At 52.4% G+C, this 11,789-nt stretch carries 13 protein-coding genes and 1 riboswitch; of the genes, 11 read left to right on the top strand and 2 right to left on the bottom strand.

Going from position 1 to position 11,789, the window contains the following annotated elements; all coding sequences use genetic code 11:
- Window positions 1-282 precede the first annotated feature (282 nt).
- Complete coding sequence (locus QJ48_RS23680; protein ID WP_054975945.1) at window positions 283-735, top strand: GNAT family N-acetyltransferase; 453 nt, start codon at window positions 283-285, stop codon at window positions 733-735.
- On the opposite strand, the gene QJ48_RS23675 is transcribed toward QJ48_RS23680, so the two are convergent.
- Window positions 720-2,402, bottom strand: coding sequence for a hypothetical protein (locus tag QJ48_RS23675; RefSeq protein ID WP_054975944.1), 1,683 nt, complete (start codon window positions 2,400-2,402; stop codon window positions 720-722). The genes QJ48_RS23680 and QJ48_RS23675 overlap by 16 nt on opposite strands.
- A gap of 182 nt (window positions 2,403-2,584) precedes the next feature.
- Between QJ48_RS23675 and QJ48_RS23670 the strand changes: the two genes are divergently transcribed.
- The 7 genes from QJ48_RS23670 (at window position 2,585) to QJ48_RS23640 (ending at window position 8,687) form a co-directional block, all read left to right on the top strand.
- A complete protein-coding gene (locus tag QJ48_RS23670; protein WP_054975943.1) occupies window positions 2,585-3,277 on the top strand; it encodes an MgtC/SapB family protein in 693 nt (230 codons plus the stop codon).
- 95 nt (window positions 3,278-3,372) lie between these two features.
- Entirely contained in the window at window positions 3,373-3,966 is a 594-nt protein-coding gene (locus QJ48_RS23665; protein WP_063858153.1) for an RNA polymerase sigma factor, read from the top strand.
- Entirely contained in the window at window positions 3,917-4,408 is a 492-nt protein-coding gene (locus QJ48_RS23660) for a hypothetical protein (RefSeq protein WP_063858152.1), read from the top strand. Before QJ48_RS23665 ends, QJ48_RS23660 begins: the two co-directional genes overlap by 50 nt.
- Window positions 4,409-4,423: 15 nt before the next feature.
- Window positions 4,424-5,059, top strand: coding sequence for a hypothetical protein (locus QJ48_RS23655; protein ID WP_054975940.1), 636 nt, complete (start codon window positions 4,424-4,426; stop codon window positions 5,057-5,059).
- A 13-nt stretch (window positions 5,060-5,072) separates the two neighbouring features.
- The gene (locus tag QJ48_RS23650; protein ID WP_054975939.1) at window positions 5,073-6,320 is read left to right on the top strand and encodes a DUF4097 family beta strand repeat-containing protein; all 1,248 of its coding nucleotides are present in this window, start codon (window positions 5,073-5,075) and stop codon (window positions 6,318-6,320) included.
- Between the two features lie 66 nt (window positions 6,321-6,386).
- Window positions 6,387-6,818: a peroxide-responsive transcriptional repressor PerR gene (gene perR, locus QJ48_RS23645; protein WP_036684799.1), complete on the top strand. Its 432-nt coding sequence runs from the start codon at window positions 6,387-6,389 to the stop codon at window positions 6,816-6,818.
- 117 nt (window positions 6,819-6,935) lie between these two features.
- Window positions 6,936-8,687: a glycosyl hydrolase family 18 protein gene (locus QJ48_RS23640; protein ID WP_054975938.1), complete on the top strand. Its 1,752-nt coding sequence runs from the start codon at window positions 6,936-6,938 to the stop codon at window positions 8,685-8,687.
- Window positions 8,688-8,809: 122 nt separating this feature from the next.
- On the opposite strand, the gene QJ48_RS23635 is transcribed toward QJ48_RS23640, so the two are convergent.
- Window positions 8,810-9,193, bottom strand: a complete 384-nt coding sequence (locus QJ48_RS23635; protein WP_054975937.1) for a DUF2614 family zinc ribbon-containing protein — start codon at window positions 9,191-9,193, stop codon at window positions 8,810-8,812.
- Window positions 9,194-9,316: 123 nt separating this feature from the next.
- Between QJ48_RS23635 and QJ48_RS23630 the strand changes: the two genes are divergently transcribed.
- The 3 genes from QJ48_RS23630 to QJ48_RS23620 all read left to right on the top strand — a co-directional run bounded on the left by QJ48_RS23630 (window position 9,317) and on the right by QJ48_RS23620 (window position 11,458).
- Window positions 9,317-10,192 carry a nucleotidyltransferase-like protein gene (locus QJ48_RS23630; RefSeq protein ID WP_054975936.1) on the top strand — a complete coding sequence of 292 codons (876 nt, stop codon included), beginning with the start codon at window positions 9,317-9,319 and terminating at the stop codon, window positions 10,190-10,192.
- 29 nt (window positions 10,193-10,221) lie between these two features.
- A riboswitch (TPP riboswitch) is annotated at window positions 10,222-10,359 on the top strand.
- Between the two features lie 94 nt (window positions 10,360-10,453).
- Complete coding sequence (thiS, locus tag QJ48_RS38365; protein ID WP_025853022.1) at window positions 10,454-10,654, top strand: sulfur carrier protein ThiS; 201 nt, start codon at window positions 10,454-10,456, stop codon at window positions 10,652-10,654.
- Window positions 10,655-10,684: 30 nt separating this feature from the next.
- Window positions 10,685-11,458 (top strand): thiazole synthase, encoded by a 774-nt coding sequence (locus QJ48_RS23620; RefSeq protein ID WP_036684788.1) that lies wholly within the window; start codon window positions 10,685-10,687, stop codon window positions 11,456-11,458.
- The last annotated feature ends 331 nt before the right edge of the window (window positions 11,459-11,789 follow it).

Here is an 11,789-nt window from a genome sequence, read left to right as displayed (position 1 = left end):
GTGGGGTATCCACTGGAGAAGCGATAGCGGCCGCCTTTGTCTTCGGGAAATGTCCGCTAACAAGCGGCTTTCAATCAAATTTCCCGAGGACAACAGCGGTCGGAAGTGGATACCCCGCCCCATCGTAACCTCTATTACTTTAATTGACCACTTTCTCAACAAGCTGAGAGGCTGTCCCAAGGGACAGCCTCTTTTGTTGTGAGACAACGTTTCGTTTGGTAAAATATAGGGCAATCTAAGTGCCTCCGCTGTCAAATGAGGCTCGAAGGAGGCTGCATCCTCATGATCAGACCGATTGATTTAAACGATCTGAACGCCGTGCTGGAGCTGCTGTCGCTTCAACAGGTCGCATACCGCATCGAAGCGGAGCTTGTCGGCTTCGAAGAGATTCCGCCGCTGATCGATTCGCCGCTTTCGCTCCGGGAGTCGGGGGAAGCGTTTTTCGGCTGCTATTCGGATGAGCGGCTTGTCGGAGCGGCAGCCTGCAAGCAATCGCCCAAGGAAATGACCGTTTGCCGGATGATGGTGCATCCCGACTGGTTCCGTCACGGGATTGCCAGCCGGCTGCTGGAGCATATCGAGCAGCATGCCCCGCCGGGAACGGTGATTAAAGTCGCTACGGGTACGAACAACACGCCGGCAGTAAGGCTTTACGAAAAGCACGGGTACGAGTCGGTACAGGTCCATTTGCTCGCGCCCGGCATTACGCTGACGCAATTTCAAAAAATCGTATAATCGTCAAAAGCAATCGCCACGCCGTCGACCGTACGCTGTACAATGGCTTCGCCGCGTACTGTCAGTTGCAACCTGCGGCCACGGCGAGTCGTATAAGCAGCCGACAAGGCGCCATCTCCGTCCTCGAAGAGAGGCTGCTTGTCCGGAGCGCCTGCAAACGCACGCCAGTCGTCCAGCGTCTTTACGCCGGACGCTTCCGCTTCCACCGCCCCCATCGCTTCGACCACGACCGCGTTCCGCCCGTTAGAGAGCAGCGATGCTGCGGACAGGCGGTCATTTTGCTCCGTCACGCTCAACGGCTGCATCAGATGGATCGCTACGAAGACCTGCCCGAGCTTTCCGTAGCCGCTTCGTTCTTCGAGATGCCAATCGCCCTTGGGCAGGCATCCGACCAACGTATCGGCGGCCTCGGCGTCCGGCGGTACGTCCCAGACGGCGACAACCGTATTTTTGTCCAGCAGCACCTGTCCGTAAGAGCTGGCGTGGCGGTCGTCGCCTGGCGCGTGATGGGCCCCGGGATGGAAGAAATACAGCTGATTTACGCCAAGCGCGGCCGTTTCCGTATCCAGGGGCAGCGAGACATCCCAGCGCAGCTGTTCGTTATCGAATTCGTCGCGCCGCTCCCAAATGCCCCCGAAGGCATAGTCGTTTGTCAAATAGGCGTACGTATGAGCTTCGGACTCGACCTTCTCGTCGGCTCCGGCAAAACGGATTTTGCGCTTGAGCTCGCAAGGCGCTTGGCGGTTCATGGCCGCCTCCCGGACAGCCTCCGATACTTCATAGCTGAAGAGCGTCGCTCCCTCCAGACGAGGAAACACCGTCGGCGCCGGAAAATCGCCGAACTGGATATAGTCATGCGGCGTATTCGTATCCTTCGGCGCATCGTGCGGCCAGATCCGGGACTGCGGTCCGACCCAAGCGCCGCGCAAATACGATTCCGCGCGAAGTCTCCACAAGTAGTCGAGCAGCTCCTCCGCGACCTTGCGCGCTTGTTCATCCCGGACGATTTCCCACACGCAGGTGAAAGCTTGAATCCAATGCCAATGCCAAGGGAGGCAGCCGTACTCCTTGAATCCGAACGTATGTACGTGGTTCAGCAGGCGGCGGGCGCATGCCGTCCCTTCCCGAAGCAGCGCCTTGTCGGCGAAGATGTGACCGAGCAGCAGCTTTAAAGCGGTATGCTTCGCCTCGTGATGATGCATCGACGCCAGCGGATGGCGGTACACGCCGCTTTTGTAAATATGCTGCAGAGCCGTTTGAAACTCGTTGTCCAGTTCAGGGGGCATCGCGTGCCGCATGCTTTCGTGGAACAGGATCAGCAGGCATCCCATCAGCTCTACCGGCAGTACGTGCGGCTTCGCCGCGGCCGGATCGGCTCCCAGATTTAACGGCCAATGCCCGTACATCGGGCTGTCCGGATTTTGGTCCTGCAGCGTCAGCACTTGGCGAAGCATTCGGACTGAAAGACTGGCCGCCGCTTTCCGGGTCTCTTCACTCCAACCGGGAGCGCCTTCCGCTACATAGGCAAACAGATGGGAAGCAAAATAAAAGTTGTCGCGCAAATCTTTATGAAACCAATAGCCGCTCTCCAGCAGAGGCAGAGCAAGAGCCTGCTCGGCCGCAAGCCGGAGAACGAGAAGTCTCCGTTCGTTCGTTTCCCTTTTCATGAAGCACCATTCCTCCAGTACTCGTCCCATGTTAATTTAAACGTTTCACTTCTTAAGTCTACCTGCAACTGTCCCGAAGTCAATGACTTTTCTGCGGAATATTTTTACCGGGTCTCCATCAGAAGAGCATGACGTGTTACAATAGTCATCAATATCTTGTTGGCAAGGAGGCGGTTTCTTTTATGCACGATCCATGGACGATCGATACGCTTCATATTACGCTCAGACTGGTATTGTCGCTGCTGTTCGGCGGCTTGATCGGGATCGAGAGGGAGCAGAGCAGCCATGCCGCCGGATTGCGCACGCACATGCTCGTGTGCCTCGGTTCCACGCTGATTATGCTCTTATCCATATACGGATTTTCCGAATTTTCCAAGCTGGACAACGTACGGATGGATCCGGCCCGTCTGGCGGCCCAGGTCATCAGCGGAATCGGATTTCTCGGTGCGGGAACCATTCTATATACAGGCAAATCGATCACCGGCCTCACGACGGCCGCTTCCCTATGGGTGGTAGCGGCGATCGGTCTTGCGACGGGAGCGGGCTTTTACTATGCAGCCGCATTAAGCTGTGTGTTTGCCTTGATCAGTTTGTTTGTACTTAACTTAGTGGAGAAAAAATACCTCCGCGCCAAAAAGCTGCGACATATTCAGCTCCAAGCACTGGATACGCCGAGTTTGATCGGCAAAGTGTCCGCTTTGCTCGCCAACAAAGGAAGCCTAATCCAGAAGCTTTCCGTCGAAGAGATTCCTTCGGAAGAAGAGGACTTGATTCACATCACCCTTACGCTGAGGTTTGCCAAAGGCGACAATGTCAGCCAAACGGTCGAAGATCTGATGCGGCTGGATGGCGTCCGTTCCGTTTCCTGTGATTAAAATAAAATTTTTTGAACGTTTTGAAGGGGTTAGGGGGAGGAACGGCGTCTAAGATTTCAAGAGCGCAGATCAAGGCGGTGAGCAATGTGGAGAGCATGGCGGATGAACAACTGGTCGACCTAATCCGTCAAGGTGATGAAGAAGCGTACCGGGTATTGATGGCACGTTATCAGGACTATATCTATACGCTGATTTATCGCATGACCTTACATCGCGAAACAGCCGAAGATTTGACTCAGGAAGTATTTATCAAGCTGTACCGTTCCCTGGCCAACTTTCGCGGCGACGCCAAGTTTAAAACCTGGCTTTACCGGATGACCGTCAATCTGGTCACCGACTACAGGCGTTCGCAGCAGCGCAAGCCGTACGAAGCGATTCTGGACAAAATTAAGGGCTGGTTCGGAGACCGCCGGGAAGAGCCCGAGGCCCGCGCGCTGCAAAAGGAAGAGCAGGAAACGATGCAGCGGCTGCTCGCCGACCTGCCGGACAAATACCGGCTCATTCTGTATTTGTATCACTACAAACAGTTGTCTTATCAAGAAATTTCGGATGTGACCGGACTGCCGATGAAGACGATTGAAACGAGATTGTATCGCGGAAAATCGCTGCTTAAAGAAAAATGGCTGGAGGTGCGGGGACATGACCATCATGCATCCAAACGATCAAGAGCTGCTACGTTTTCTGAATAAAAACTGCTCTGAATTGGAATACCACCGGATCGGGCGTCACATGAAGGCTTGCGCTCCATGCCGCGGGAGACTGTCCGACTTTTTGGACGTCGAACTGATGCTGGATCAACTTGCCGTCGAACAGGCCCCTACGGAATTGACGGACCGCGTAATGACCGCTCTGCGTTCGGGAAGAGCGTATGCGTCACCGGACCGTCCGTTATCGGATCACCCGGGGTTCGAGGCGCAAGCTTCCTCGCCCCGGCGTAAATGGAAACCTTATTGGCGTACCGAGCTGCTACACGGGATGGTCGCCATGGCTGCTACGTTCCTGTTTATTGTGTCCGGCGTATTCGGAAAGCTGACGTCTCTGGACCCGAATCGATGGGAAGCCGATGTTCGTACCGGCGCCCTTCAATTGTTCCATGTCGTCGAATCGGTATCGCGCCAATTGTTGTCATAAGGAGGGAATCTACGAATGCAGGACCAACGGAAAGGCCCGTATGATCACGGAGAGGATCGGGAAGACGAGTTTTTGCGGGAGCGCATGGAGCGGTGGGGACAGTCCCGAAAACCGCCGTTCGATCCTTTTCTCAGGCCGAAGCCTCATAAGAGCAAATGGTTAGCCGGGGTATTATCGTTTTTTATTCCGGGCACCGGACAGTTGTACCTGGGGTTGATGCAGCGGGGCTTGGGGATCATGCTGCTGTTCATATTGAATATTTTCGCCATTGTGTATTTCGCTACCAACGAAGGGGAAAATATTCCGCTGATCGTTTTGTTTTCGCTGCTCATGCCCGTCACTTATTTCTACAATATCTTCGATGCGCTGCAGCAGACGGATCGGGTTAACGGGTACGGGCAATCCGTTTATTTTGACGAGCCCCGGATGGAAGGGGACGCTCCGTTTGCGTCCGAGAAACCGCTGCGCAAACTGCGTCAGGGGAACCTATTCGGCTACGCGCTGATCGCAGCAGGTGCGCTGCTGTTTCTGGCTGGAGGCAAACCGCAGTGGCTCGAACGCGTATTTGACTTTGTCGGTTCATCGTTCGGCGCCGTAATTTTGATTGTTATCGGGGCTTACATGTTTTACAAAGAATCCAGGAAAAAGTAAGGGGAGAATTCGAATGCATAAGGCAGGCCGTTACACGGCAGCAATTTTGCTCTTATGTGTCGGCGGCGCCGTTATTGCCGACAAGACGATGGGCACGCACCTGACTGCCATGCTGGCGGATTGGTGGCCGCTGTTGTTTGTTTTGCTCGGAATCGAATATATTTTGTTTAATATCAAATTTGGAAACAGCGATCGCCAATTGAAGCTCGACATCGGCGGGATTATCTTCGCGGTCGTTATCGCCGCCATCGTCATTATTAGCACCCAGAGCGGGGAGCTTCTGAAAAAGTTCAACGGTTGGACCGTTAACGGGACGATCGATATGATGACGGACGGGAAAAACTTCGATAAAGGCGTGACGGCAATCGAGCTTCCTGCTTCCGTCGACAATGTGAGGCTGGACAATGAGAATGGCAGCGCCGTTCTTAAGTCCGGGCCGGTCGATCAGCTTCAGGTCGATGTTAAGGTTTACGTTAACGGTATAGATGAAGACGTGGCGCAAACCATTGCGAACGAATCCAAGCTGGAGCACAGTGTGAGCGGCAATACGCTCAACATCCGGGCTGTCGCCAAAGAATACGAAGGCATCGGTGCTTTGTTCGGAAACCGCAAGCCGCGGATGGATCTGGTCGTCACAGTGCCTGCGCAGCATAAAGTCAATCTGGATTTGCAGCTGCGCAACGGTAAGATCGACGCGTCCGGACTGCCGATCAAACAACGGTTCGTCGGGCATACGACGAATGGGGAAATCCGTCTCGAAGATCTGCAAGGCGAGTTGAATTTGGAGACTACCAACGGCAAAGTTCAAACTCACCGGACGGTTGGGCCGCTGACGCTCAAATCCACGAACGGACACATGGAAGTGACGGATCATCAAGGGGATACGACGCTGAAATCGACCAACGGGAAGCTTCGTATCGATAATGTAACGGGAGCGCTTCAGGCCGAAACGAACAACGGAGCCGTCACTGCACATGGCGCGTTCAAAGGCGTAAAAATACAGACCACCAACGGGGCCGTCGAAGTGAGCAGCACGGTTATCGACGGGGACTGGGACATAGAAACGTCCAACGGCAAGCTCGAAGTCAAGCTTCCGCAAAAAGGCGACTACCGGATCGACGGCGAAGGGAACGAGGGAGGCATCAAAACCGATCTGCCTTTGTCCATTCAAGAAGATAGCGTCAAAGGCACGGTCGGAAGCGGCAAATACACGATTAAGCTGCATACCAACGACAGGCTTACCATACAGGGGTCCAATTGACAATTTGTTGAACATCCGGGTAGAATAAAGCGATACATTCCTTTTCCGGATTAGGCGGTGAACACGATGAACCATTCATTGGAGCAGGCACTTAACAAACTCAAAACGATGGGCATTCGGATGACTCCGCAACGGCATGCCATTTTATCATATTTGATTAATACAATGTCCCATCCGACGGCGGATGAAATATATAAAGCGTTGTCCCCGCTTTTTCCCAGCATGAGCGTGGCGACGGTATACAATAACCTTAAGGTGTTTATCGAAAGCGGATTGGTACGGGAGATGACCTATGGCGACCATTCCAGCCGCTTTGACGCGGATTTGTCCGATCACTATCATGCGCTTTGCGAGGAATGCGGTAAGCTGGTGGACTTCGCTTACAAGCCGCTGGACGACCTGGAGCAAGCAGCCGGTGAAATGACCGGATTCCAGGTGAAAAGCCACCGGGTGGAAGTTTACGGCATCTGTTCGGACTGTGCCAAGCAGACGACATGATAGATTGGTAGAATTAAGGTATAATGGACGTGTCTGGATTCCCGCGGCTGCGGGTAGACGCGTCCTTTTTTTTCATTATTCATCAGCTTTGCCTCATCATGTGACGGGAGTGAAACCATGGAACCGACGTTTGAAGCGGGAGGCGGGTCGCGCCGCAGAAAAAGAAAGAAATCGACCTTTGTCCTGTTGTTTTTTGCCCTCCTATGCGGTCTTATTTTAGGTGCTTACTTATGGATCAACTATGTTCCGAATTGGCAGCATGAGCAGCCCGACTTTAAAGGCAACCCCAAACCGATCTTCTACGAAGGGGGAATGCTGGACCAACCCGCCGTAGGGCAGAAGGAAAGCTTGAAGCTTCCGTTCGACATTGTGAAGGAACGGATCGATCCGACGCTGGTCTATGAGAAAGCGAGCGAATCGACAATCATTACGACGCAAAACAAAGTGATCCGGCTTCGCACCAGCCAGTTGACCGGGATGGTCAACGAAAAGCCGTTTACGCTCAAATTTCCGCTCGAAAAGACGAACGGGATATTGTACCTTCCGATCGATCCGTTGAAAGATTTGTATAAAATCGACCTGCGGGAATCGCCGGATACGGGCGCCGTTTTGCTGTTTAAGGAAGGCGAGACGATTCGCTGGTATAAGACGATCACCATTCCGGATAAACCCGACAAAACGATTGCCATGCGGCGGGACCCGACGATCAAAGCTCCGATTCATGCCGATCTGAAGCAGGGAGAGAGCTTGATCGTATGGGGCGAGGAAGGCGAATGGTACCGGGTGCAGCAGACGAACGGCTATATGGGATATGTTCGCAAGGATCAGTTGGTTGCCGACAAGGACGAAGTCATCCCGAGGAAAGAACCGGAGCCTCCGTTCGTGGCTAAAAAGCCAATCAGCGGCAAAATCAATATGACTTGGGAGCAGGTCGTAACGAAAAATCCGGACACCGGCAAAATTCCCGACATGCCGGGACTGGATGTGGTCAGTCCGACGTGGTTTCATTTGGAAGACGGCGAGGGCAATCTCAAGAACTTGGCTGATCCTGCCTATGTCAAATGGGCTCACGACAGAGGATACCAAGTCTGGGGGCTTTTCAGCAACGGCTTCGAGCAGAAGCGCACGACCCAAGCGCTCTCCACTTATGACAAACGAATGAAGATGATCAAGCAGCTGCTTGCCTTTGCACAGATGTATTCGCTGCAAGGAATCAACATCGACTTCGAGAACGTCAATTTGAAAGACAAGCAAAACCTGGTTCAATTCGTCCGGGAAATGTCGCCGCTTATGCATGAGCAAGGCCTCGTCGTTTCTATGGATGTCACCGCCAAATCGAGCAGCGAGTCGTGGTCCATGTTTTACGACCGGAAAACGCTGATCCAGTCGCTCGACTATATGATGCTGATGGCTTATGACGAGCATTGGGCGAGCAGTCCGAAGGCCGGTTCCGTCGCTTCGCTGCCGTGGGTGGAGAAGTCGATTTCCGACCTGCTGAAAGAAGATGAGATTCCGCCGTCCAAGCTGATTCTCAGCATTCCTTTCTATACGCGGGTGTGGACCGAAACGAAAAAGAACGGCAAAACCAATGTGAGCTCGAAAGCCGTCTTTATGGACATGCCGCAGCGCATCATCAAGGAGAAAAAGCTTACCCCTGTATTTTCCCCGGAAACGGGACAAAATTACATCGAGTACACGGAAGACGGCAAGCTCAACAAAATTTGGATTGAAGACGAGACGTCGGTAAAAGCACGTATCGAGCTTGTGAAAAAGTACGATTTGGCCGGCGTCGCATCGTGGCGGAGAGGCTTCGAGAATCCCGAAGCATGGAACTGGATCCGCACGTCACTGGAAGCGCCGAAAAAATAACGATCAATAACAAAATAAACCGGCTCGCCTCATCGAACGATAGTGGCGGAGCCGGTTTATTTTGTTCCTTTATGGAACCGGGGCGATGGTCTTTGCGTATCTAAAACTACGTTGCAAGCGGATTACGGAGAGGTTGTTTCCCCGGCTTGATGCGTCGGATTGGGTCCAGATTCGGCGGCCGGAGCATATTTCGGATCGAGCGTCAGAATCGTTTTGCAGAACATACAGCGGTCCGTTTTCCCTAGCATCTTGGTCGGCTTTCCGCATTCCGGGCATTCGATCACCGTAGCGCTGGTCGACATCATGCCCGCAGCAAAATAAATTCCCATGCTCACCAGCATGGCGATGGCTCCGATGACCATACATACGGCTGCAAGCATACGGCCGGCGGCTCCCCACTCGAAGACGATCCCGGCAAGTCCGAGGATCATCAGAAGCATACCGCCCATAGTCAGCAGGAGCCCCCACAGCCGGAATTCATTTACTTTACTTGACTTGAATTTCATGTCTTTCACTTCTTTCTCGTAAGAATTGTGAGTGTCGTCACAAAAGAATGCAGGAAACGGCGGCTTCATGTAGAAATAACTATCATGAAGAACGCATGTGGCTATCGTCAGGAGGCTTTCGCGATGGATTCCTTAAAAGCATATTGGGTGGAAAGGCTCCGTCAAGACGAGTCCGTTATCAGCATAGCGGCCGTCGACAATCCTTCTTTGTTCTCGGCTGTCACAGACGGATTCGACATTGTGCTTCTGGTTGTCAGCAGCAATAACGAACGTGCGCATCAACAAGTTCATTATATAAAAGACAACCGCCGTATACAAGAAAGATGGATAAGCCCGGATACTCTGGATGAACTGATTTTGCGCGGCGAGTATCGCAATGTTATTTATTGGATCTTAAAAGGGGAGATACTTTTGGATCGGGATATGTATTTGGAGACCCTGCGGCATAAAGTGCTTGAGTTCCCGCTACCGCTTAGAGAACACAAGCTGCTGATCGAGTTCTCCAAATTTTTGCGCTGCTATTCGCAAAGTAAAGAATACATCTTAGACGAGCATTTGCTCGATGCATACAACAATATATTGGAGGCCCTGCACCATTGGGCGCGAATCGTGATTATCGAGTCCGGCAATCATCCGGAGGTAACGATTTGGCGGCAAGTGAAGACGGTCAATCCCGGCGTGTACAAGCTGTACGAGGAGCTGACGTTAAGTAAAGAGACGCTAAAACAGCGCGTTCAACTGGTGCTTCTGGCCAGCGAATTTTCCGTCATGTCCAAGATGGAACGCTGCTGCAGGCCGTTGATCGAATTGCTTGCCAGCCGCGATGAAGCATGGAGCCTTCAGGAACTCCAGCAGCAGCCTGAGCTGACGGATATTAAAGCGGATCTCCCGCTGCTCTTGAATAAGCTGGTCAAAAAATCGTTGGCTAAAGAAATCGTCTTTACCCATGACCCCGAACTATCCGTGCTGGAGATGCGGTATAAGGATGTCAAAAGCTGACCGTTGTGTTATAATGGATTGGACAATCAAATAGCCACTAGGGGAGCTCCGACTTGCGGGGCTGAGAAAAAGAAGCGTGTTCTTTGACCCTTGGAACCTGTTTTGAAGTCTGCGTAGAGCAGACATCACTGGATTATACCAGCGTAGGGAAGTGGACGAATGCCAGCAAGCTGCATATGAAGTGTGCAGACAACATTCGGCCGGCCCGCCATGCGGGTTGGCTTTTTTGCTTTTATCGGCAAAGCGCTGGAGGTGATAAGGATGCGATTGACCGTGAACGGGGAACTGAGGGAAGTGGACAACGCGGCTACCGTAGCCGAACTGCTCTCGGCGTTTAAACTGGACAATAAAATTTTGGTTGTCGAATTAAACCGGGAAATTATTGACCGTACCCGGTATGAAGAAGCCCGCCTGAACGATGGAGACCAGATCGAAATCGTTCATTTTGTCGGCGGCGGCTGAATAAAAACTATCGTTGAAGGAGCTACCAGCATGAGCGACACGTTAAAAATCGGACCTTACGAATTTCAATCCCGGCTGCTGCTTGGGACGGGAAAGTTTTCGGATTTGAAGATTCAAGATCAGGCCGTTCAAGCTTCGGATGCCGAAGTATTGACTTTTGCCATCCGCCGTCTGCCGATCGACAATCCGGATGCGCCTAACTTTTTGGAAACGGTAGATTTGAAAAAGTTCACGCTGCTTCCTAATACGGCCGGCGCCTATACCGTAGAGGAAGCTGTACGCATTGCGCGCCTGGCCAAAGCTTCCGGGCTTTGCGATATGATCAAAGTAGAAGTGATCGGAGATCCGAAGACGCTGCTTCCGGATCCGGTAGGAACGCTGGAGGCGACGAAGATTTTAGTAGAGGAAGGCTTTATCGTATTACCATATACTTCGGATGACCCGATATTGGCCCGCAAGCTGCAGGAAGCGGGAGCTGCGGCCGTTATGCCCGGAGCATCGCCGATCGGCTCCGGTCAAGGGATCGTGAACCCGAATAATTTGCGTTTTATTATCGAGGAAGCGAAAGTTCCGATTATCGTCGATGCAGGCATTGGCGGTCCTGCGGATGCTGCCTTAGCTATGGAGCTTGGCGCGGACGGCGTGCTGTTGAACACGGCTGTTGCCGGTGCGCAGGACCCTGTTCTGATGGCCGAGGCGTTCAAGCTGGCTGTGATCGCAGGGCGCAAAGGGTTCTTGGCGGGCCGCATTCCGAAGAAGCGCTATGCCTCTGCCAGCAGCCCCGTCGAAGGCATGATAGAGTAGTAGAGTGCTGGTATCGTCCGGCTGCTTTCGAGCGGCCGGATATTTTATTTATTTTAAGGGTTGACTTTCAAACTCAAGATGTGTTAAATTAATTTTCGCCGCTAAAAACGGCTGCCTTTAAAAAACTTAATCAAGCTGCTTCAAAAAAATGGTTTTAAAAAAATGCTTGCATTAAGATAGGCGAATGTGATATATTATAAAAGTCGCCGCTAAACGAGGTGACAACAACCGACAAAGCTTGAAATGCTTGACAGTACGGCTTTTGTTGGAGAAATTGCCCTTTGAAAACTGAACATCGAGTGAGTGTCATATAAGAGAATGCAAATTCTCG

This window comes from Paenibacillus sp. A3 (assembly GCF_001399685.1).
GTDB lineage: Bacteria > Bacillota > Bacilli > Paenibacillales > NBRC-103111 > Paenibacillus_G.
The sequence above is the reverse complement of the archived record's forward strand: the minus strand, read 5'-3'. Positions and strand labels throughout refer to the sequence as shown.